This window comes from Neobacillus dielmonensis (assembly GCF_000612665.1).
GTDB classification, from domain to species: Bacteria; Bacillota; Bacilli; order Bacillales; family Cytobacillaceae; genus Neobacillus; species Neobacillus dielmonensis.
The window spans coordinates 16,953-38,600 of record NZ_HG942082.1 but is presented as its reverse complement, the minus strand read 5'-3'; the positions used below and the strand labels follow the sequence as shown (position 1 = coordinate 38,600).

The window sequence follows — 21,648 nt, the reverse complement described above, 5'->3', positions numbered from 1 at the left end:
TTTGAAAGGAGTTTTTAAGCATGAAGAAAAAGTTGCTTGCCTTGCTGACGGGGACTCTTCTATCTGGAATAATGCTTGTGGGCTGTAACAATGGCGATAATGATACAAATAACAACCTTCGCACACCGCCGCAGCCAACAGTTGATACACCTAATAATAATCGGATCAATAACAATGACTTAGATAGAAACAACAATAATGGTCATATGGACTTGGATAACAATGACAACGTGAACGATGATGGTTTAATCGACAACAATAACGAAAATAATGACATGAATACAGATACCGATAAGGACCCCGCTAAGGACCACAACACACCGCGTGAAGAAATCATCGAGGATGACTTAGACGCAAACGACCGTGACAACAAAGACCGATAAAAAAAGGGACAAATTGCTTGTCCCTTTTCCTATGGCTAAACGCCCAATGTAGTGACCAAAATCATTCCCAAAAAAATAAAGATATAAACTATAAGGGCTAAAATCGTAATCACCCAGCCAAGAACCTTTTTGCCAGTTTGAATGAAATAAATACCCAGAACGATGGCTCCAAAAAACACTCCAAGAATCGCCCACAACCACGGCCGCTTATTATGCTTCGGCGCATCAATCGCCAAAAATACCGCAATAATAATATTGACTAAATATCTAATCTCTAACAACCTCCCCCTACTACATAACCTAAGTATGTCGACAAAAAGTCGAAAAATCAATAAAAATTGCAAAAACTGTATGAAATTAGCAAAAGAGGCGGAGGCAAAAATTCTCTAGTACATTAAAGCAGTGGGGGCCTGTCCCCCACTGCTTTAATGCGGTGCTTTGCTGGGGGACAGGCCCCCATTATGGTTTGGTTACTTTTAGTTTGGGTTTGCTTTGCATTTTTTCTTTGAATTCCAGGAGCAGTGGTTGGCCTTGGAGTCCTTTCTGGAGGAGATCTTCGAGCAGGAGCTCGGAGTAGTCGCTTTTGTTGCGTCGCATTTGGCCTTCGAGCAGGATGCTGATGTGCTGGTCGAATTTCAGTAGTGACACAATGCGGGTTTGGAAATAGGCCGGTACGTTTTCTTTTTTGGTAATCACCACTTCTGCAATCACTTCGCGGTTTTCAGCTTGCATTTGTTTAAAGAAGTCATACAAGGACGAGTCTGTATATGCCTCAATTAGCCAGGTGGAGTGTTCATCTTCCTTGTTGAGGATCAACCCATCTTCCAAGGGAACTTCAACCGAAGTGTCGCCTTCCAATACTTCCAAAGAATACAGCTTAAACGTCTTCATCAACCCGGACCTCCTCTAAGCATTTTCTCAATTATAACATATGTTGGAAAAAGGCAATGTCGAAAAGTATTGGCTGATGCTAAGATACATGTCTTTTTGGAAAAAATAAGCGCCTGATTTGACAAAAAACCCCTTAAAAATTTATTTTTCGCCAAAAAAGCAGCCCTGAATTTCCGAATAACGTAGTTTTACAAAGGGGGCTTCCGAGACTAAGATGGAGTCATCAAACAGAAAAGGAGAGGATATCGTGATTAATCAAGTGACGTTGGTAGGCCGATTAACGAAGGATCCGGAACTGAAACGAACGTCAGAAGGGACAAGTTTCACGTTGATCACCTTGGCGGTAAACCGGAACTTCCGCAATCACAATGGAGAAATTGATACCGACTTTGTTCAGTGCACACTCTGGCGAAGGGCGGCTGAAAACACGGCCCAGTACTGCCGCAAGGGTTCCGTTGTGGGTATCACCGGCCGTCTGCAATCGAGACATTACGACAGAGAAGGAAAACGAACCTATGTAACAGAGGTTGTAGCCGAAACGGTCCGTTTCCTCAGCGGCAAGCCGCATGAAGTGGTCCACGAGCAGCAGCAGGAGCCGAAGAAGGAGGAAACCTCACTTGCCTTTTAACGACCACGATGCCGCTAATTTGGAAATGCTTTTGGAAAGCTTAATCAAAATGGTTGGCAATGCCAACAAAAACGTCGACAGCCTGCAAAAACGCGTCAGTCAGCTGGAATGGCTCATCAAGGAGCAGCATCTAGAGGAACGACACCATAACCCCATGCGATTCTACTCCTAATTATGACCACAAACCGCAATCTTCTGACGAAAATTTAACCCAAACTTGTTGAAATCCCCGCAAAATCTGCCAGTCCTGTAAAGAGAATCAAATATGTCTCCGTTTATGACCTCATTTTGAAAAATTCCGGCCCCTTGGTCCGGAGTTTTTTTTTGTTCGTGATGCTTTGAATAGTGTCAATTGAGCTGGTTTATTTTTACCAGCTCTTTGACGAGGTTTACCGGCAAAGTTCACAAATTTACCAGCAGGAAAGCGACTAGTACCGGCGAGAATCCACCTTTTATCAACCGATTACGCCCTATTACCGGCACATCTCCCTTTGCAGCCAATAAAAATGCCAGGCCGTGGCCTGGCAGGGTCATATTAATTTTGTTTTGATATCAGAAGGGCGTAGTGTTCTGTAAATCGAGCTGTTTTTATTTTACCGGCGAAATGACGAGGTTTACCGGCAAAGTTCAAAATTTACCGGCACAAAATCGATTAGTACTGGCGCGGTTCCACCTTTTATCAACCGATTTCGCCCAATTACCGGCACATCTCCCTTTGCAGCCAATAAAAATGCCAGGCCGTGGCCTGGCAGGGTCATATTAATCTTGTTTTGATCAGAAGGGCGTAGTGTTCTGTAAATCGAGCTGTTTTTTATTTTACCGGCTTTTTGACGAAGATTACCGGCAAAGTTCACATATTTACCGGCAGGAAACAGGTTAATACCAGCGCGAACCAGCCTCTTATCAACCGACATAACCCTATTACCGGCACATCACCTTGGCTGCCTAAAATTATTTTCAAATTAAGGTATAATCCCCAGTGTAAAGGGCACAATAATAGTAAAAACCCCCCTGTTTTTTTAAAAAAGAAGCCGCTGAACTTGTTTCAGCGGCTTCTTTAGCGTTAGAGCTTGTCCTTATGCCGGTTACTCACTTTGATTTGGCTAGCAATCAAATCCACGTAAAAGGCTTTGCGTTTTGGAGACATCAAATGCAGATCGACCAAAGCCTTTTTCAAATCCGGCTCTGCCCTTAGCAAATCCAGAACCATCCCGATATCAGGATCATCCCCATTCTCCTTCAGGACAAAGCCTGGCGCCTCGACATTGGGCAGCAGCTTATCGAGCTCATTGACCAGATACTCTTTTTCTACCTTATATATTTCCGCAAATTGAATCACCGTTTGGTAATTGGGGACACTTCTGCCCGTTTCATAGCGACTAATCGTCGAACGATGCAAATTCATCAATTTGGCCAGCGTCTCCTGAGACCAGTTTTGAAGGTCGCGGAGTTCTCTTAATTTTTCCGATAATGACATCCCAATCACCGCCAATCAAACATTCTGCTTTTACCTTAGCGGCAAAAAATGCTTCATTGGCTAAATGTGCGCGATATGCACAAACCGTCTTGTGAAAATGATGCACAACCAGATAGACCCCACACGATTAGCAGGAAAGAAAATGCTATTGTCGAATAATAATAGGGATTGAAAAATCGTGTCGTTTTTTGGAGGGATGTTATGGAGTGGAACTCGCTGATTTTTATTGGAGAACAGATGAAAGGCGGAGAATGGCGAATAATCAGGCGGCCCAACCCGAATGATTTAGCCTTACTATTATTTCAGTCACCCCAGAGAAACACTACTTATCAAGTTATTCCCCTTAATAATGAGAATTCATGTATTCATTTTTACGATACCAACATCCACATGACCTGTGATAATCAGTCTCTTCAGGTTTTTGTCGAGGACCGTGAACCTGATGAACAACAAGTCATCGATTTACTGACCAGCATTGCCCTCAAAGATGGCAACCGAATTGCCGTCCTGAGAATGTTTCCTAAATGTAAAAACAGGCGGCAAAAACAAAAGCTGACAAGGACTGTATCTGAAGAGAAAGCCCTCTATTAAGACTTCCTCTATGAAACCAACTTTCATAGAATCATTTTTTGTAAAAAATAGCCTTTAATTCGCCAACGAATTTTCCAAAATTGCGCCAGTAAACCCTGTAAATGTCACAGATATGCCATTTATTGGCCGATTTCTGCTGTTTTAATACACATTGTTGTCGGTTTTTAATATTCTTGTAACATAACTGGCATATTGATTTGTTATAAATAGAGTAATAAGGAGGGAGAATAGTTTGCAAAACATAAAACGTATTACTCTCACAGTATTAACTCTTATCTTGTGTGGATCAGGTACTGTTACATACGCGCAAACGAATAGCGACGCCTTACAACAACAGCTAGAGCAGCAACAGAAAATTGTTGAGCAAAAACAAGTAGAAAAGCAAGCTGTTAATCAAGAGATTCAAAACATTCAGCAAGAACTACAGTCCATATATAATGATATAAATTCTAATCAAGCGGAAATGGCAAAGACGCAAAGCAAGATTGACGAGGTCAATCAGCGGATTGAAGCCAAAAAACAAGAAATCGTCGTCCTTGAGGACAAAATTCTCGGCCGCAAAGGTATTATGGAAAAACGGGCCCGAGCGCTTCAGGAAGATGACAATGTCAGCATGATGATTAATCTCTTTTTCGAATCCGATAGCATTTCTGAATTTATTCAGAGAGCCAGTGCAGCGTCGCAGCTGATGGATGCGGATAAAGACATTTTGATAGCGCAAAAAGAAGATCTTCAGAAAATCGAAAATGATAAAAAAGAGATCGACAAACAAGAACAGGTTTTAGAAGAACAACAAACCGTTTTAGCGCAGCAGCAGGCAGAACTAGATAACAACCTGCAAGCAAGACAGCAAAACTTAACTGCCATGCAGGAAAAATACACTCAGATCGAACAACAAATGCAAGTAGCCGAGCAAGAAAAGTCCGGCATTCAGTCACAAATAGCAGAAATTCAAGCGAAAATTGCGCAGCAGCAAGCAGCGCCAAAAGCAACAGCCCCCGTAGCCGCGAGTGCAAACGTTAGTGGTACAGAACTGTATGTAAGCGCTACCGCTTATAGCCATGAGGATTCCGGCTCGATTACAAGATTGGGCTACAATATTAAAGCGAATCCGAACATGAAACTAATCGCAGTCGACCCAGCCGTTATTCCACTTGGAAAAAGAGTATGGGTAGAAGGCTACGGTGAAGCCATTGCCGGAGACACCGGCGGCGCCATCAAAGGCCACAGAATCGATGTCTTAATGCCAAACAGTGCAACCGCGCGAGTTTGGGGCAGAAAAACCGTAAAAGTTGTCATCCTAAATTAGTAGCCGGAGGGACGGTTCTCCTGGCATCCATTCCACAATCAAAAAAATGACGTGCGTTATTGCACGTCATTTTTTTGTTCTGGTAATAAAAATGAACCCTACCCCTGCTTCACCCTAAAATATTTACAAAATATTGTAAAAATTTTACCTACTATCATTTTTTTATTAGTGTTAGAATCGTTTTGACCATTTTGTAAACGGTTACTATTTTTTATAAGGGGTGATAAGGGTCTAATAGGATGGCAAAGATAAATCAATTTTTAAAAGAGGGGATGGAGAAAATTGAGGCATATCATTTCGTTAACGGCTAAGACATTTTTAACGTTAGTTGTTGTTTTTGCAACCCTTTTACCTGTTGCTGTAAATCATAGTGCGGCCGAGACGGGGACTTCCGCGGACTTTGAAGTGCTGAGACAAAAATGGAAGGACTATTTAGTCGGCGGTGACTTCTCACCCAATGACCCGGATGTGGCCAACAAGATTGAGTTAATTGCCCAAACGGCGAATGACTATTGGGAAACTATGGTTAAAGTCAACCCGGATAATTACATTTGGGAAGACTTAGATGACAGCACCATCACAGTGGAAAAGAGCAAATCAAGTCCGATGACACTAGCATACCAGCGCCTTGAAGATATGGCGCTTGCCTACTCGACAAAAGGTGCCGCCGTGAAAAACAGTGACGGTGAGACGGTGACATTGTACCAGAACGAGCAATTATTAACCGATATCAAAAATGCGTTGAACTGGCTGTATGCAAAAAAATATAACCCCAAAAGATCAATCGGCAAAACCAACTGGTTTGACTGGTGTATTGGCACACCTCTGACACTCAATAATACCATCGTACTTTTATACGATAAGTTATCAAAAGAAGATATCACCAACTATATGAACACGATTGAAAAGTTTACGTCCGATCCAACCATAGCCAATGGCAAGAAGGCGACGGGAGCCAACCTCATGTATGTGGCCACTGTTGTGGGCATTCGGGGGATTATCGTCGAGGATGGCAATAAGGTAGCGGCTTCACGCGATGCCATCTCCCCGATTTTTGAGTATGTGACCACGGGTGACGGTTTTTACACAGATGGCTCCTTCCTGCAGCATGGTTCCCATCCGTATACGGGCGGGTATGGGAAAGCGCTGCTCGATAATTTAGTTTCATTCGTCTACTTATTGGATGGCTCGGCTTGGAAAGTAACCGATCCGAATCTGGATAACATGTATAAGTGGATTTTTGACTCGTTCGAACCCGTTATTTACAAAGGCGGACTAATGGACATCATCCGCGGCCGGGAAATGTCAAGATTCAATCAACAGGACCATAAGATGGGGCATGAAACGATTCGTCCGATTGTCCATCTGACCCAATTTGCGCCTCCGGAATATGCCGCAAGACTGAAAAGTTTGGTGAAGGAATGGATCCAAACGGATACCTACTTAAATTTTTACGAAACCCAACCAATCTATCATGTGGTGTTAGCTAAACAAATCGTTCAAGACCCAACCATCAAACCAAGGGGAGAGCTGGTCACGAACCGCCAATTCCCTAACATGGACCGTACCGTCCATTTGCGTCCAGACTTTGGTTTTGCCATCGGCATGTCTTCGAGCCGCATCTTTAACTATGAAGCGATCAATGACGAAAACTTAAAGGGCTGGTATATGGGGGACGGAGCAACCTATTTATATAACAGCGATTTATCCCATTACAGCGAGGATTATTGGGGTACCGTCAATATGTACCGGCTGCCTGGTACCACCGTGGACACCCAGAAACGGGCAGATGCCTCCGGACAAAGCTATATGAGCTCGAAAAATTGGGTAGGCGGCACCAACATTGCTGGCCTGTACGGTGTTTCTGGCATGGAATTGGATGCCTGGAACAGCACATTAACGGCTAAGAAATCCTGGTTTATGTTTGATGATGAAGTGGTGGCACTAGGATCTGGCATTACCAGCACGGACAACCGTACGATTGAAACCACCATCGAAAATCGCAAAATCAGCGATGCTGGCGACAATACGCTAACCGTTAATGGCGCAGCAAAATCATCTGCTCTAGGCTGGAATGAAACGATGCAGGATGTTAAAACCATCCACCTTCAAGGCAGCACACCAGGTTCGGATATTGGTTATTACTTCCCGCAGGCTGCTGAGGTTCATGGCTTACGTGAAGCGAGAACCGACAATTGGAGCACCAGCAATAAATATCCAAAATTCACCGATTCAACTGAGATAACGAAGAACTACGTCACTTTATGGGAAGATCATGGAAAGAATCCGGTCAACGGAACCTATGAATATGTCCTGCTTCCTAACAAAACAAGCAGCGCGGTCACGGATTATGCCACTAATCCAGATATTACTGTTTTGGAAAACTCTGCGGATGTACAGGCTGTTCAGGAAAAAAATCTGAACATCGTGGCGGCGAATTTCTGGAATGACAAGACCAAATCCGTCCAAGTCAATGGTAAAGATTTTATCACCAGCGATAAAAAAGCTTCTGTGATGGTGATGCAAACCGGAAACGAGTTGGAAATTGCGGTATCGGATCCAACGCAGGCAAACAAGGGCACTATCAATCTAGAAGTGAATAACCCTGCCGCGTATGTGATATCGGCTGATAGCGGTGTGACAGTCACCCAAACCTATCCAGCCATTAAATTGTCCATCGACGTGAACGGTGCGCAAGGAAAAACATTTAAAGTGAAACTGGCCTTGTTAAATGTCGAGTCCATTCAAAAACTTGTGGATGATTATGCGAAGTCTGGTGACGTTCAAGGAGCCATGCTGGTGCAGTTAACAGCCAATCTAAACCAGGCACAGGACCAGTTTGACAAACAGCACCTGACACAAGCTGTTAAGAGTTTGCAAGACTTCCTTAAGCATAGCGACAATAAAGGGTTAAAGGATCAAATCTCGAGTGACGCGAAACAGGAAATAAGCACGAAAGTCGAGCAACTGATAGAATATTGGTCCCAATCCTAACACCTAAAGGAGGCCCTTTCCGGACATCTGGATCGGAGGGGGGCCTTTTTTTCTGTCATTCCCAGAAAGTGGGATGGGGCGATGGATACAGAAGGATAACATTTTAGAATAGATAGAACGGCACATTGACGGAAAGTACGGAATTTTAATACGATCAGGGTAGATTTCAATACTGATTTTTTGAGCTTTGCTGACAGGAAGACAAGCATACCAAACGGTAGCAAGGAAAAAATGGAGACGCATCCAAAAAGGCATGCTGAACTTTGCAGGGTGTAACAAATTTTGATAGCAAACTGCAGTAACCTGTCCCAGTAAGGAGGAGTGATTTATGAAAAAAATAGTACTGGTGGACGATGAAAGGTGGGTTCGCGCAGCCATCAGGCAGACGATTGGACGGACAGGACTGCCGCTAGTGGTCTGCCACGAATGCAGCAATGGCTTAGAAGCACTGAACTGGCTAAAAAACAATCAGGCCGACCTCATAATCGCGGACATCCAGATGCCTGTGTTGGATGGCTTAACCTTTCTGGAAAAATTGCGGTCAACTGGCCAGGAAACATCCGTTATTATGATCAGCGGTTACGATGACTTTTCCTATATCCAGGCATCGCTGCGAGCAGGCGTTTTCGATTATTTGTTAAAACCAGTTGAAGTGGAGGAAATGAAGGGCACGCTTGAAAAGTGGCTCAATCAATGTGCAGGTCTCGTTAAACAGGACAAGCCAAAACCAATAGCAGATCCTCTGGAAAAGTCTCCTGTCGAACAAGTGCTAGAGTTCATCAAGTCCAAGCTGCCAGGGGAAGTGACTTTGACAGAGGCTGCTGAAGTGGTGCATCTCAATCCGAGTTACTTAAGCCAACTGTTTAAGCAGCGAATGAATCAAACCTTTTTGGATTATGTGCTGCAATCCCGTATGGACGAAGCGGAACGTCTCCTCACTCACACAACCCTCTCGATAACCGAAATCGCCTACCGTCTCGGTTATATGGACTTATCCTACTTTAGTAACTCATTTAAAAGAATCAAAAGAATAACACCTTCGCAATTCCGCAAAGCCTTTCAAGACCCAAGGATTAGCGGTTAAAGGGGCGTTTTTGATTGTATCCACGAAATGGACTCAAGCACACATCCTGAAAAGCCAAAATATGGTATAATATACATATAAGATGATTCATTTTTCACCAGAACTTTATAAGATATGGGGGAATGGATGATGGGTTTATCGGTCACGTTATGGGTCCTGGGTGGCTATATTTTACTGTCGTTGATTTTAACACCCTTCCAATATTCCTATATTAGATCACTGAAAGAAATGGATAAAAAGCGGCAGCGACAGGGAAAAACTCAGAATGAAATGTATGAGGATATGAGCTTTGAAGAACAGCTGCTGCATTTCAATGCGCAAGGTCTCTTCTTCTTCTTGGCTAACATGTTTGCAACGCTAATATATAAGTGGAAACATAAAGGCAAGCCTGGCCTTAGTTAGATATCGTAGACGTGTGGAAATGGCTGCACGTCTTTTTGTTTGGTCAAATGAAGCAGGAGAACCGTCCCCCTGTTTCAAAAAAACAGCCCTCGATCAATTCGAGGGCTAAATCTATATATTAAGGGGGGTTATGAAAAAGGCTTGCTTCCTCTTCACGTTTTTATCATAACCCATGAATTTTAACAAAGTATGAATAAACTTTAAAAGATTTGTGGATTTAATCATAATGATCCAGCAGGAGTCTGGTCTGGCATTCGATTGGTATAAACAGCTGGGTCATGTTAGAGACTATTCTGTAATATAACCAATCCAAAATAGAATGGAGAAAAAGAATCGATGAATAAAGCCATTAAATCGATGATGTCTCTAATGTTACTTGTTTCAATCATGATGCCAGTGACGGCGGAAGCTGAGAGAATCAGTAACGGGCCAAGTACAGTAGAACAAACGGAAACCACAGATGAAAATTCTATTGATGAAAACTCTACTCATATCAACAGAGCAGGGGTCAGGAGGTCCGGTTCATCGTACCGTTCTGGATATCGGGCTCCATCGGGAAACGTAAGAAGAACACCGACAACACCCCAAAGTCCTAATACCACGACTCGGTCTGGAGGCGGATTTTGGCGTGGAGCAGCCCTGTTTGGTGCCGGCAGTCTGTTCGGCAGCATGTTCCATCCATTCGGCGGCTATTATGGGGGCGGGTACAGCGGCTTTTCCTTTATGGGATTACTCCTTGATATCCTGTTAATTGTTGTCATTGTTTCAATCATAAAAAGAATATTTAGAAGAAGATACTAAGGCAGGCGTAACGAATTGGAAATTCTATTCAATGAACAAGACATCATCGACAGCATCAGTGTGTATGCAGCAGAAAGAGATCACGTGGCACCGCAATCCGTCCAGGTCCAATTGGAATATAACGTCAATTTCGGCATTGCAGCCAAAGTCGTCACCTTCAGTGGAGAATGGGGCTGCAATGAGCAGGACATCATCGATAGCATCGCCACCTACCTCCGCGACTACCACCAATTCCAACCCGACCGCCTAATGATAGAACTGGGCTACGACGAAGACGAAGGCATCACCGCCTCCATCCTAGTGAATTAGGGGACGGTTCTTGCGTTTCAACATTGGCGGCAAGGACCGGCCTCAATAGTACTATTGCTTTCTTACGTTAAAGCGGTGGGGGACAGGCCCCGCAAATTTAGTATTGGCAGCCAGAAAACGGTTTGTTACAATACGATTATAATGACACAGGCGATGGAGTTCGCCATAACCGCTGAGAGGCTAATGACTCCTACCAGGATTGTTCTGGTAGGAGTTTGTTCATTTTTGGGAACTTTAAATTAGAGGTGAGTAAGATTGAACTATTTATTAGTAGGAATTGCTGGAATCATCGGGGCTTTGTTGCGGTATTTAGTAGGCATTTATTTTGGCCACTGGTGGTTTCATGATTTCCCGCTTGCGACCTTTATCATCAATATGGTGGGGAGCTTTCTGTTAGGATGGTTCACCAACCTTTTGCCAAGATTCCGCCTACATCCTCACGTCATCACGGCCTTGACTACCGGACTCATCGGATCGTTTACAACCTTTTCTACTTTCAGTGTCGAAACTGTTCAGCTCATAAGTACCGATAAATGGGGAACCGCACTACTTTATGTACTCCTCAGCCTGTGGGGAGGCCTGTTGTTCTCTTGGATAGGCTATCGTGCAGGATTAAAAGAAAGCAGAGGTGTAAACGAATGCTGATCAATATTGCATGGGTAGCAATGGGGGGATTTTTCGGGGCGATATCCCGGTTTGGAATCAGCAATTGGATAAAGGCAAAATATCCGTCAACGTTCCCGTTTGCCACTTTATTTGTCAATCTGCTTGGATCATTTTTGTTGGGCCTCATCTTCGGTGCAAACCTAGAAACAACATGGAAACTGCTCCTGGGCACAGGCTTCATGGGGGCATTCACCACCTTCTCCACCTTTAAACTAGAAAACATCCAGCTATTCAAAAAACGAAAATCGAAAGCAGCCAGTCTCTACCTAGCCATCAGTTACACATGTGGAATACTGCTCGCCTTCTTGGGCATTCTGATAGGCGGTTTATGAAACAGGGGGACGGTTCTCCTGTTTCAATGTAGTCCAAGGACAAAAAAACAGCCCCCGAAAGTTGATCATTTTTCGAGGCTTCAAAATATAGAAAGGAACTCATGAACCTTAAGATTTTATTAAATGAAAAAAATGGCTGAGGAGTTACCTCAGCCGTTTCTAATTTGTAGGATTTTAAGTTTTGTAGAAAAAGAGTTTTGTACCAGCCCCGCCTACGCTGTGTACCATGATGGCCACGGTTGCCATCCGCCTATAACTATAATAATAGAAAACGCTTACATTGTCAATATCAAAGAATTCTAGATTCAACTAAATATCGTTCGCAGTAAACGATATGACTTTCCAAACCTAAGCATCACACAAATAGTGTATATTCTTTTCCTTTTTAAGCAAAATAAAGAAAAACATCTAGGAGTTTGAACAATGCTGGCAACTTTCATTAGAGCGGGTCTCGTTATCGGTTCGTGGTCCACTGTTTTCTTTATTCCGAAGAATATGTTAAAAAAGTATATCCCCGTTGCAACATTTGCTACATTACTTGTGTTAATCCAAAGCATGCTATCTATTCCATTTAAATGGTGGACCGTAAAAGGCGGACTCCTAAACAAAGTAACAAATGATCTAAGTTTTATTTTAGGGCCATTTTTTATCGGAACGATTTGGATTTTTCGGTTAACGTTCGGGAAATTTTGGATCTACCTTATTACAAATGTATTGATGGATTTGTTTCTTGCTTACCCAGTTAATGGGCTCATGCAAAAACTGAAGGTATATAAATTAGTAAATTTTAAGCCGAAACACATCTTTTATACGGCATCAAGTTTTGCCCTTGTTATTTATGGATTCCAATTATTCCTAACCAAGTCAAAATCCAAGGGTTGACCCTGGCCGTCTCCATACATAACGATAGCAATCACAATTATCATCCATTGATAATCATCAACAGGGAATAAACCCCGAACCCTAGACCGAGAAAGCTAAATACAAAATGCCATGCAGCATGACCCCAATTAGAGGAAAAGTCTGCTATATCCGCTTCATGCGCGTTGCCTTTTTTGTATCTGACATTGACAGTTTGTCCGATTAACAAATAACGTTCCATTCTGTCCTGCCCTTCAAAGGTAATCATGTCATTGGGGCTTTCTGATGGGCTAAACTCGACAACCGGAATATCTCTGGTTTCCATCCCCCAGCCATTTTCCGTCAGAATTTCAAATTGAGCTTTTTTCAGATTCACAATCTTACCTTTGACGATATTACATTGTTCCAGCCACTTTTTTCGTTTTTTTATATTGAGTAATCCAATAATAAGGAAGACCACGCCGGCCAACAATAAAGCATAGGCAAAACCAATGAAAAGAGTATCTACGAACCCCATCTAAGAAACCTCCTCTTTTCCCACTTATATACCTATATTTTATCATGTCCATTCTATGTCCTTTGTAAATTTTCCGTAAATGATGCTTTTGTCACAGGCGGGTTCTTGTGAAAAAAAGACCCGCTATTCAAGGGCATCGGGTCAAATTTTTGCAAAAAAAGACCCCCGAAGCAGCATGCTGTTCAAGGGCAAATTAGGAGGTCAAGAAGAAAAACTTTCATGTTGTCATAATAACAGAGTAACCTTAACTTTTTATTAAGTTCTCTAGAAAAAATTGAATCTGTCGTTTACTCGGTAAAACAATAATTTCTTTTGTAGAACCCGCCGATTGAAAAGAATGGAACCGTTCATTCATTTTTCTTTTTCGCGGATAGTAAGTTGTGAAAATAAACTGAATGAACTTCCAGTCGATTTTTTCCTTACAGCCTTCTCCCATATCTGGCCGTGTTCTTCCCATATGCATGAACCATCTTTTAACCACACGATACAAACAAACATATAAGGGAAGTTCCAAATAAATAATCGTATCGGCGTGGTCAGCACGAATGTCAAACGTATTAGTATAATTTCCTTCAATAATCCATTGTGGCTGCATAACCATTTCGCGCTGTGCCTTCGAGAAATCTTCCAATGAGCTCTCTACCCATCCTGGCTTCCAATAAAGAGCATCTAAATGATAGACATGGATGTTTAGGGCCTTTCCCAAACTCTTCGCAAAAGTTGATTTCCCCACGCCTGATGAAACCCCGACCACCATAATTCTTTTCAACCCGTGTCCCACCACCTCTAACCTAAAAAACTCCAACGTGAACCTGTATCCTAATTCTACATAAGCAATCAAAATCCTTGTTTCAGGGGTTAAGAGGGAGGTTTCTGTGCTAATTTTTTATAAAAAAAGAGCCCTCGTTCTTCGAGGACCCAAAAAAATAGATAAAGGGGGGTGGTTGAAAAAGTTAGCCTTTTTCATGTTTGTATCGTAACTCATGAAGCTTAACAAATGCTTAACTTTTTTAGCTACTATTCTTTATCTACTTGATTCACCCTCCGATATTCTTTGGGTGAATGCCCAAACCGCTCCTGAAAAATTCGATTAAAGAACCCGTGATTATGATAACCCACTTCATTCATGATTTCTTCCAGATTCTTATCCGTGTTCACTAGCAAAAAACTGGCCTGATTCAATTTTTGTTCCTGCAGAAGTTGTTTAAAGCTTTTACCCGTATTATTTTTAATCATCCGGCTCAAGTAATTAGGGTGGAATGCAAACCTTTTCGCTACCGACTCTAATGTACAGGTCTGATGATTTTCTTCAATGTGCTGGAGAATTTCTAAAATATAGGTTTTTTTCGACTGGCCTGACTTTGTCCCGTGATCGGTTTGGTAATAGCGGAGCAGCTCTGAAAAAATAATAATCATATAAGCTTGGATAATATCTTTTGCCGAAAAGCTGGGATCATAGTATTCACAAAGCAAGTTTTCTACTAAATAAGCAAGTTTATCACTCTCTTGACAGTGGAAGAGAATAAAACGATTATGCTCGCGGTCCTGCGACATCGCTTCTCGAATAAAGTCAGAAATAATACTGTTGCTTGATAATTGACTTAAGGTGGAGGCAGTAAAGTAACTTTTTTTCATCAAAAAATTAATCACGATATCCTTTTCCTCTGCGTCTTTGATCGTGTGGGGGACATTGGTATCCATAATACAAACATCGCCGCTTTTTAAGGCGATTTCCCTGTCCCTTACGACTGCTGTACAAGACCCAGAGTAAACGTAATTCATTTCAATGTAATCATGGATATGGGTGGGGATTTCGGAATATCTAGAGTGCTTCACGATGGCCAGGTTAGGATTGAAGGAATACGGAAGATCATTCTCCTTTTTTTGTTCCAAAAATTTAAACACAAGCACATCTTGGTTACCCTGTTTGGCGGTGTCAAACTGTTTGTAAAAAGCTCTCTGTAATTCAGGATGATTTTTATGTTTAATTTCACTTTCCGTCATCGTAAACAATAGATTGGTTAACTCACTTTTTAACATGTTGCACCTCATGTAAGGTTAAGTTTGGTACAATTTTTAGTTATCATTCGTAATGTCATTATGGTAAAAAAACGTTTACAATACAAAGTATAAGCGATTTCAACTATACTATGGCCTAGTATTTTACACAAGGTTTTATTTTAGCAAGGTTAAGTAACGACAGGTGAGGAGTGAGAGTGATGGATTTTACAACCTTAGCAAAACAGGTTGTTTCGGAAATAGGCGGGAAAGACAATGTCAAAAGTGTTACGCATTGCATGACTCGTCTGCGTTTTGTTTTAAAAGATGAAAAGTTAGCGAATACAAACAAGATGAAACAGATACAGGGTGTGTTAGGCACAGCGATTTCGGGCGGTCAATATCAAGTAATCATTGGCCCAAATGTGGGAAAGGCCTATGAAAAAGTAACCGATGTACTCGGTATTCAAGGAGATGGCGAAGTTCCGGATGAAGCCACTGAAGCAGAAGGCAAGGTGGGGGTATTTAATCGGTTCTTCAAGCTGATTTCGGGAATCATCTTCCCAGTCATGGGGGTTATGGCCGCAGTCGGTATTGTCAAAGGGCTCTTGGCGGCGTTAACGTCCTTTCACCTTCTCTCCACAGAGAGCGGCACCTATCAAATTCTGTACTCCTTTGCTGATGGCTTCTTTTACTTTATGCCGATTATACTAGGAATCTCAGCAGCCAATAAATTTAAATCAAACCCCTATATCGCGGCAACCATCGGGGCAGCGCTGGTTTATCCTAATATTGTGACTGTCTATAGTAAGGGAGCAGAACTTTCGTTTTTAAAAATTCCAGTGGTCCTAACAAGCTATGCAAACTCGGTATTCCCGATCATTGCAGCCGTTGCCTTTGCTGCTTGGTTAGAAAAGAAAGTTCAAGATAGAGTACCAGCCTCATTGAAACTATTTGGAGCACCGTTAGTTGTATTAGTGATTACCGTTCCGCTAACCTTTTTAGTCATCGGACCGATTATGACATATATTAGCAGTATTTTAGCCTCTGGTTCACAAGCCATTTACGAGTTTAGCCCAATATTAACAGGTATTATTCTTGGAGCGTTCTGGCAGGTAGTCGTTATTTTCGGCTTACATTATGCGTTTATTCCGATTCTTATCAATAATATCACGACAATGGGCGCCGACCCGATCAATGCGATTTTAAACGTAACGGTATTTGCTTTAGCCGGTTCAGCGATTGGCTTCGGTTTGCGGCAGAAGGATAAGGAAAAACGTTCATTAGGTTTTTCCACAGGAGTAACTGGACTAATGGGAATTACCGAACCGATTATCTATGGGATTGCACTTCCGCATAAAAAACCATTTGTAGCTGCTTTTATCGGTGGCGGTCTAGCTGGCGGAATTACAGCGGCAATGGGGGCAAAAATGTTCGGTTTTGGAGGAAATGCCTTATTTGCCGCTCCAATGTTTATCAATCAAAAGGTATTGATTCAAGCTTTATGGCTTATATCATTGCTTCCATTGTGGCGTTTGCCGTCTCTCTGGTGATTACATTCCTAACAAGCAAGCAAAAAAAAACAGCCACGGAGAGTAAGAATTTTAGAAAAGTAGGGTAGGCAATCATGATGGAAAAAATCACAAAGTTATTAAGTCAGCAAGAAGATAATTATATATTCCCGTTCCTTTGGATGCATGGTGAATCCGAGGAAGTCATTAAAGAATATGTCCATACCATCTATGAAAGCGGCATAAGGGCTCTGTGCGTAGAGCCCCGGCCTCACCCGGATTTTGTCGGGGAAAGATGGTGGAAGGACTTAAGGGTGGTCCTGGAAGCCGCTAAAGAAAAGGATATGAAGGTTTGGCTGTTTGATGACGCCCATTTCCCAACCGGTTATGCCAATGGAGCCATTGTCAATCATTATCCTGAGCTAAGGAAGAAGTTTTTAAAAATTAATCAGGTGGATTATCATGGCCCGCAAAGAGACGCCGGGATCATTGTGAAATGGCATGCGGGTGGCGACAGACGGACGATTATGTCAGTAGGAACCGATCCGGCCCAGATTCAAAAAGCATTAGCGGAATCCGGAGAGAAAATTATTGCCGTGATCGCTGCAAAGGTCCTAAACTATGAAACCATTGATACGGAAACGCTAGTCGATATCACGGAGTATATGGACAATGGCGTTGTTTATTGGGATATCCCTAAAGGAAATTGGCGCGTGTTTACATTGGTCGAAACGTTTAATGGCGGAGAAGCATCGACAGAAGGATACCTGAATCCCATTGATCCAGCGGCTACGCAGGTGTTAATCGATGCGGTATACCAACCGCACTTTGACCAATTTTCCGAGTATTTCGGAACAACCATCGCGGGTTTTTTTACAGATGAACCAAGGTTTGGAAATGTAAAAGGGCCGGATGCCGCGATTGGCAAGATGGAGATGGTGCTTCCTTGGCGATCCGATTTGCTTTCTTTAATTGAAGAGAGAGTGGGGGAGCAAGGGAAAACACTATTGCCGTTGCTGATGACCAATGGTACGGACAAACAGGGTCTGATCCGTTATGTGTATATGGACATCGTATCACAACTTTATTCCGAAAACTTCTCCGGGAAACTTGCAGACTGGTGCGGGCAGCATGGGGTCGAATATATTGGTCACTTAATAGAAGACAATAATGCTCACGCGAGATTAGGATATGGGGCAGGCCATTTTCATCGGGCGATTGACGGCCAATCCATGGCTGGGATCGATGTGGTATTGCATCAGCTTTTGCCTGGAATGGATGAGGGTTATTTTAAAACCTTTACCTCAACCGGCTGGGACGGGGAATTCTTCCATTATGGTTTGGCTAAATTGGGTGCTTCTTTTGGTCATTTGGATGAAAAAAAGAAGGGCCGCACGATGTGTGAAATTTATGGAGCGTTCGGCTGGTCGGAAGGCTTGAACCTGATGAAATGGATGACCGACCATATGCTGGTCAGAGGTGTCAACCATTTTGTGCCGCATGCCTTTGATATGGCGCCGTATCCGAATACCGATTGCCCGCCGCATTTTTACGCACATGGCAATAACCCGCAGCATCGGTACCTGCATCATTTGATGAACTATACGAACCGGGTTTCAGAGTTGCTGAGTGATGGCCTTCATGTGGCATCTTCCTTGATTCTTTATCATGCCGAGGCGGAATGGTCAGGAGAGGCGATGCTGTTCCAAAAACCAGCAAAAGAACTGATTCGTCATCAAATCGATTTTGATATTGTGCCGATTGAGATGTTGGATCAAGCACTGGTCAAGGAAGGCAAGATTTATATCAATCAGGAAGTGTTTGAAAATCTGATTATTCCTTATGCGGAGCGCCTGCCAAAAGTATTTTTTAAAAGGGCAGAGGAACTGGCCGCACAGGGGGCGGATATCGTCTTTGTGGATGGATATCCAATGGGTGACAGTGAAAACGGAACGATTGAAGCCTCGATCACGGCGTTTGAAGAGAGCAACCATGTGCAAGTTTTAGCCTTGAATGAATTGGCGGAACACTTGCGTTCGGCAGGAGCTTATGAAATCTCACTCGAACAGGCATCTCCTTCCTTGCGTTATTACCAATATCGACATGGTGGTGATGAAGTTTATATGTTCTTTAATGAATCGCCGGATGTGGAGATTGATAACACCGTGACGATGAAACAAGCAGGATGGATTTATCAATACGATGCAATGGAGAACACGTTATATCGGATTGGTGAGGAAGAACAGAATAGGATTTCGTTGAAGTTAGCCCCACAAGAAGCAACGATTTATATTGTTTCTAAGCAAATGATAGATGCCGAGGAAAAGCCGGCTTTGGAAAAAGTAGAAGAGAAGGAAGTAGCGGGAGTCTGGAATGTTTCTTTAGCTGCGGCACAAGAGTATCCTGTTTTTTCGAACCATTTTACTCTAGAAAAATTGCAGAATATCGCAAAGCCAAAACTACATCCTGATTTTTCCGGGACGATTCAATATGAAATTGGGTTCGACTTGGATGAGGCAGCATCTCACCACTATGTACTAGATTTAGGTGACGTTTATGAGGTAGCAGAGGTCTTTATCAATGGAGCGTCCGTTGGAACGAAAATGGCTAAACCTTATCGATTTGATGTGACCAACTTTGTGAAAGCAGGGGAAAATGTGCTTAAGGTAGAGGTAACGAATACATTAGGGACCCAGCAGCAGGACTTCTTATCTCAATTTAGAGCCTTGCAGCCAAGTGGCTTGCTTGGAAAAGTGATGATTGAAAAGTTTAAGAGTTTATAGGGAAAGGGTATCAGGATCAAACCTGATACCCTATTTTTTTGAAAGGGATTCTCTAGTAGATGCCATCCTGCCTACACAAAAATAAGCTTGTCTACATATTTTATTATCTATGAAGACAATGCTTAAAGAAAGGCAGGAAGGTCTATGGGAGTAAGAAAACCAAAGAAAAAGTGGAAAAACAAAGTTTTCGATTATATTGTGATTGGTGCTGGTACGGCAGGTGGGGTAATTGCCAAGAAATTAACGGATGACCCGCGCACATCCGTACTGGTACTGGAGGCTGGAATCAATAGCACGGCCCATCAGAGCAGTCCGTACATCTTTGATGCGGTAGCATCAGCCAGTGATAATAAGTTTGCCTTTAACTATCAATCCAGCTTAGAGCCTTCGCTTCAACGGCAGCTGGCTACGGTGAATGGACGGGTCATTGGGGGAGGTTCGGAAGTAAATTATATGTTGGCCGTCCGCGGGAGCAAAGAGCTTTATGACCAATGGGATGCCCTTACTGGCGAACCCCGATGGAGCTATAACGAGATTCGCCAGCTGTTTATGGAAGATGAAACGTATACAGGGCAAACCCAAAGTCCCAACGAAAGAGGGAGAAGCGGACCTGTCTTTATTAGGCAGCAACATACTCCACAGGGTGGTGGACTTCCCGAATTGCTGGCAGCAGCCACGCAAACCGTATTAGGCATCCCGGTTGTGGAGGACTATAACACAGGGGTTCGGGACTGTGCTTTTGCCAAAGGGCAACTGATCCAAAAAGAAGCGGCGGATGGGACGATGACCCGCTCGTCGACCGCGACAGGATATTTAAACGATACTATTGTCACTCAGGGAGATGAGTTTGATGCCGATGAAGTGGGAGTCGGACGAAGAAGGCTAGTCCTTTTCGCTAATACCACGGTGAACAAGGTGATTTTTAAGAAAAAGAAAGGTCACTTGATTGCTGCCGGAGTGGAATATGTCAAAGAAGGTGTGACACACAAAAGATTTGCCCGTAAAGGTGTGATTGTATCCGCAGGATTTCATTCTGCTGTGATCCTTCAACGCTCGGGGATTGGCCATCCAATGGATTTGCAAAACGCTGGGATTAAACCATTGGTTGAAAACCCGAATGTCGGTCACCAGCTGCAAACCCATGCTTATGCCGGACTTGGGGTAGAAGTAGATACAAATCAGTTAATCCCCTTAGTGGAAGCCGACCCTAATCAGCCGCTTCTCTACGGTGCTTTTGTGGCAGAACACCGGAATAGCCAGGAGGGACGCCGTCTGCAAATTTCAGGAGCGCCCGCCCCGCTGTTTCTTCCTAATCCTGTTGTGATTGAAAGAGGGTGGGAGTTGGATGTAACGAGAGCAACTAATATTGTCAGTTTTGGCCTGATTGACCTTAATCCAGATAGCAAGGGGACCATCCTGGCATCCCATAATGACCCTGTAGCCCTTCCATCGTTCTCCTTCAATCCATTGCAGCCAACTACCAACGATTTAGAGTTTTTGGTCGACCAATATATTAATATGTACAATATCATTGTAGAAGCTAGGAAACAGAATAACGGCATTCATAGAGTGGTCTTTCCCGATGAAGCCATTTTTATGATGCCGGACGAACAAAGAAGAAGCGAGCTCCGTCAATTTGTTAGATCCTCTTATTCGAATTTCTACCATTACGGCGGCCAATGCAAAATGGCAGAAAGCGTGGAAGACGGTGTGGTAAATGGGCAACTCGATGTCTTTGGCACCAGGAACCTGAAAGTGGCAGACCTATCGATTGCCCCCATCCTACCAGATGGCAACACATCGGTAGCAGCTCGTATGATCGGATTAAACGCCGTGCGGTTCATACAAGATAACCCTCATCCCTATATACTGGATGAAGATGACTTTGAGGATCTATAGGGTACCAGGGGGACGGTTCTAGTGGTTACTTGCTCAACTGAAACATGGGGGCGGTTCCCGTAACACTGAAAACTGCAGATTGAAAATACCTGACGACAGCCCCTTATAGGTGACCGAGAACATGGAAAGAATGGGATGAGGGTAACGTAGACAGCCTCTACGTGACCGAGAACATTGAAAGAGCTGGATATGGGTAACGTAGACAGCCTCTA

23 protein-coding genes and 1 riboswitch are annotated in these 21,648 nt (G+C 43.1%); of the genes, 16 read left to right on the top strand and 7 right to left on the bottom strand.

Going from position 1 to position 21,648, the window contains the following annotated elements; all coding sequences use genetic code 11:
• Positions 1-20 precede the first annotated feature (20 nt).
• Complete coding sequence (locus BN2425_RS20245) at positions 21-383, top strand: hypothetical protein (RefSeq protein ID WP_042463388.1); 363 nt, start codon at positions 21-23, stop codon at positions 381-383.
• 35 nt (positions 384-418) lie between these two features.
• Here BN2425_RS20245 and BN2425_RS20240 read toward each other — a convergent pair whose 3' ends face one another.
• Both BN2425_RS20240 and BN2425_RS20235 read right to left on the bottom strand, forming a co-directional pair.
• Positions 419-664: a hypothetical protein gene (locus BN2425_RS20240; protein ID WP_042463385.1), complete on the bottom strand. Its 246-nt coding sequence runs from the start codon at positions 662-664 to the stop codon at positions 419-421.
• Positions 665-842: 178 nt separating this feature from the next.
• Positions 843-1,274, bottom strand: coding sequence for a YwpF-like family protein (locus BN2425_RS20235; protein WP_042463383.1), 432 nt, complete (start codon positions 1,272-1,274; stop codon positions 843-845).
• 247 nt (positions 1,275-1,521) lie between these two features.
• On the opposite strand from BN2425_RS20235, the gene BN2425_RS20230 reads away from it, so the two are divergent.
• Both BN2425_RS20230 and BN2425_RS20225 read left to right on the top strand, forming a co-directional pair.
• Positions 1,522-1,902 carry a single-stranded DNA-binding protein gene (locus tag BN2425_RS20230; protein ID WP_042463780.1) on the top strand — a complete coding sequence of 127 codons (381 nt, stop codon included), beginning with the start codon at positions 1,522-1,524 and terminating at the stop codon, positions 1,900-1,902.
• Positions 1,892-2,074, top strand: coding sequence for a hypothetical protein (locus BN2425_RS20225; protein ID WP_042463382.1), 183 nt, complete (start codon positions 1,892-1,894; stop codon positions 2,072-2,074). The genes BN2425_RS20230 and BN2425_RS20225 overlap by 11 nt, the downstream gene beginning before the upstream one ends.
• 442 nt (positions 2,075-2,516) lie before the next feature.
• Here the strand turns inward: BN2425_RS20225 and BN2425_RS20220 are convergent, their stop codons facing one another.
• Positions 2,517-2,816 carry a hypothetical protein gene (locus BN2425_RS20220; protein ID WP_042463379.1) on the bottom strand — a complete coding sequence of 100 codons (300 nt, stop codon included), beginning with the start codon at positions 2,814-2,816 and terminating at the stop codon, positions 2,517-2,519.
• A gap of 149 nt (positions 2,817-2,965) precedes the next feature.
• On the bottom strand, positions 2,966-3,379 hold the full coding sequence (locus BN2425_RS20215) for a helix-turn-helix domain-containing protein (RefSeq protein WP_052352980.1): 414 nt from the start codon (positions 3,377-3,379) through the stop codon (positions 2,966-2,968).
• Positions 3,380-3,580: 201 nt separating this feature from the next.
• Between BN2425_RS20215 and BN2425_RS20210 the strand changes: the two genes are divergently transcribed.
• From BN2425_RS20210 to BN2425_RS20165, 10 genes are all read left to right on the top strand, one after another.
• Positions 3,581-3,970, top strand: a complete 390-nt coding sequence (locus BN2425_RS20210) for a hypothetical protein (RefSeq protein ID WP_042463377.1) — start codon at positions 3,581-3,583, stop codon at positions 3,968-3,970.
• Positions 3,971-4,202: 232 nt separating this feature from the next.
• Positions 4,203-5,279, top strand: a complete 1,077-nt coding sequence (locus tag BN2425_RS20205; protein WP_042463375.1) for a 3D domain-containing protein — start codon at positions 4,203-4,205, stop codon at positions 5,277-5,279.
• Between the two features lie 282 nt (positions 5,280-5,561).
• Positions 5,562-8,273 (top strand): polysaccharide lyase 8 family protein, encoded by a 2,712-nt coding sequence (locus BN2425_RS20200; protein WP_052352979.1) that lies wholly within the window; start codon positions 5,562-5,564, stop codon positions 8,271-8,273.
• A gap of 328 nt (positions 8,274-8,601) precedes the next feature.
• The gene (locus BN2425_RS20195) at positions 8,602-9,357 is read left to right on the top strand and encodes a response regulator transcription factor (RefSeq protein ID WP_042463372.1); all 756 of its coding nucleotides are present in this window, start codon (positions 8,602-8,604) and stop codon (positions 9,355-9,357) included.
• A gap of 126 nt (positions 9,358-9,483) precedes the next feature.
• A complete protein-coding gene (locus tag BN2425_RS20190; RefSeq protein WP_235714705.1) occupies positions 9,484-9,759 on the top strand; it encodes a DUF3949 domain-containing protein in 276 nt (91 codons plus the stop codon).
• 336 nt (positions 9,760-10,095) lie between these two features.
• On the top strand, positions 10,096-10,560 hold the full coding sequence (locus tag BN2425_RS20185; RefSeq protein WP_042463366.1) for a hypothetical protein: 465 nt from the start codon (positions 10,096-10,098) through the stop codon (positions 10,558-10,560).
• A gap of 15 nt (positions 10,561-10,575) precedes the next feature.
• Positions 10,576-10,869, top strand: a complete 294-nt coding sequence (locus BN2425_RS20180; protein WP_042463363.1) for a DUF2653 family protein — start codon at positions 10,576-10,578, stop codon at positions 10,867-10,869.
• Positions 10,870-11,009: 140 nt separating this feature from the next.
• Positions 11,010-11,069, top strand: a riboswitch (Fluoride riboswitch).
• A gap of 55 nt (positions 11,070-11,124) precedes the next feature.
• Positions 11,125-11,514: a fluoride efflux transporter CrcB gene (gene crcB / locus BN2425_RS20175; RefSeq protein ID WP_042463361.1), complete on the top strand. Its 390-nt coding sequence runs from the start codon at positions 11,125-11,127 to the stop codon at positions 11,512-11,514.
• Positions 11,508-11,867, top strand: a complete 360-nt coding sequence (gene crcB, locus BN2425_RS20170) for a fluoride efflux transporter CrcB (RefSeq protein ID WP_042463358.1) — start codon at positions 11,508-11,510, stop codon at positions 11,865-11,867. Before crcB (BN2425_RS20175) ends, crcB (BN2425_RS20170) begins: the two co-directional genes overlap by 7 nt.
• 423 nt (positions 11,868-12,290) lie before the next feature.
• On the top strand, positions 12,291-12,749 hold the full coding sequence (locus BN2425_RS20165) for a hypothetical protein (protein WP_042463356.1): 459 nt from the start codon (positions 12,291-12,293) through the stop codon (positions 12,747-12,749).
• A gap of 40 nt (positions 12,750-12,789) precedes the next feature.
• Here BN2425_RS20165 and BN2425_RS20160 read toward each other — a convergent pair whose 3' ends face one another.
• The 3 genes from BN2425_RS20160 to BN2425_RS20150 form a co-directional block, all read right to left on the bottom strand.
• The gene (locus BN2425_RS20160; RefSeq protein WP_042463354.1) at positions 12,790-13,245 is read right to left on the bottom strand and encodes a DUF3592 domain-containing protein; all 456 of its coding nucleotides are present in this window, start codon (positions 13,243-13,245) and stop codon (positions 12,790-12,792) included.
• Positions 13,246-13,489: 244 nt separating this feature from the next.
• Positions 13,490-14,014 carry a P-loop NTPase family protein gene (locus BN2425_RS20155; protein WP_042463352.1) on the bottom strand — a complete coding sequence of 175 codons (525 nt, stop codon included), beginning with the start codon at positions 14,012-14,014 and terminating at the stop codon, positions 13,490-13,492.
• Between the two features lie 248 nt (positions 14,015-14,262).
• Positions 14,263-15,285, bottom strand: a complete 1,023-nt coding sequence (locus BN2425_RS20150; protein WP_042463349.1) for an AraC family transcriptional regulator — start codon at positions 15,283-15,285, stop codon at positions 14,263-14,265.
• Between the two features lie 179 nt (positions 15,286-15,464).
• Between BN2425_RS20150 and BN2425_RS20145 the strand changes: the two genes are divergently transcribed.
• From BN2425_RS20145 to BN2425_RS20135, 3 genes are all read left to right on the top strand, one after another.
• Entirely contained in the window at positions 15,465-16,796 is a 1,332-nt protein-coding gene (locus BN2425_RS20145; protein WP_216628815.1) for a PTS transporter subunit EIIC, read from the top strand.
• 74 nt (positions 16,797-16,870) lie between these two features.
• On the top strand, positions 16,871-19,537 hold the full coding sequence (locus BN2425_RS20140) for a glycosylhydrolase-like jelly roll fold domain-containing protein (protein WP_235714704.1): 2,667 nt from the start codon (positions 16,871-16,873) through the stop codon (positions 19,535-19,537).
• A gap of 144 nt (positions 19,538-19,681) precedes the next feature.
• Positions 19,682-21,436, top strand: a complete 1,755-nt coding sequence (locus BN2425_RS20135) for a GMC family oxidoreductase (RefSeq protein ID WP_042463346.1) — start codon at positions 19,682-19,684, stop codon at positions 21,434-21,436.
• Positions 21,437-21,648 lie beyond the last annotated feature (212 nt).

Bases quoted from the DNA above. Each gene is read 5' to 3' on its own strand.
- BN2425_RS20160 (WP_042463354.1), bottom strand. From the start codon at position 13,245: ATGGGGTTCGTAGATACTCTTTTCATTGGTTTTGCCTATGCTTTATTG.
- BN2425_RS20185 (WP_042463366.1), top strand. From the start codon at position 10,096: ATGAATAAAGCCATTAAATCGATGATGTCTCTAATGTTACTTGTTTCA.
- BN2425_RS20220 (WP_042463379.1), bottom strand. From the start codon at position 2,816: ATGTCGGTTGATAAGAGGCTGGTTCGCGCTGGTATTAACCTGTTTCCT.
- BN2425_RS20150 (WP_042463349.1), bottom strand. From the start codon at position 15,285: ATGTTAAAAAGTGAGTTAACCAATCTATTGTTTACGATGACGGAAAGT.
- BN2425_RS20190 (WP_235714705.1), top strand. From the start codon at position 9,484: ATGATGGGTTTATCGGTCACGTTATGGGTCCTGGGTGGCTATATTTTA.
- BN2425_RS20195 (WP_042463372.1), top strand. From the start codon at position 8,602: ATGAAAAAAATAGTACTGGTGGACGATGAAAGGTGGGTTCGCGCAGCC.
- BN2425_RS20235 (WP_042463383.1), bottom strand. From the start codon at position 1,274: ATGAAGACGTTTAAGCTGTATTCTTTGGAAGTATTGGAAGGCGACACT.
- crcB (WP_042463358.1), top strand. From the start codon at position 11,508: ATGCTGATCAATATTGCATGGGTAGCAATGGGGGGATTTTTCGGGGCG.
- BN2425_RS20215 (WP_052352980.1), bottom strand. From the start codon at position 3,379: ATGTCATTATCGGAAAAATTAAGAGAACTCCGCGACCTTCAAAACTGG.
- BN2425_RS20165 (WP_042463356.1), top strand. From the start codon at position 12,291: ATGCTGGCAACTTTCATTAGAGCGGGTCTCGTTATCGGTTCGTGGTCC.
- BN2425_RS20245 (WP_042463388.1), top strand. From the start codon at position 21: ATGAAGAAAAAGTTGCTTGCCTTGCTGACGGGGACTCTTCTATCTGGA.
- BN2425_RS20140 (WP_235714704.1), top strand. From the start codon at position 16,871: ATGATGGAAAAAATCACAAAGTTATTAAGTCAGCAAGAAGATAATTAT.
- BN2425_RS20145 (WP_216628815.1), top strand. From the start codon at position 15,465: ATGGATTTTACAACCTTAGCAAAACAGGTTGTTTCGGAAATAGGCGGG.
- BN2425_RS20210 (WP_042463377.1), top strand. From the start codon at position 3,581: ATGGAGTGGAACTCGCTGATTTTTATTGGAGAACAGATGAAAGGCGGA.
- BN2425_RS20135 (WP_042463346.1), top strand. From the start codon at position 19,682: ATGGGAGTAAGAAAACCAAAGAAAAAGTGGAAAAACAAAGTTTTCGAT.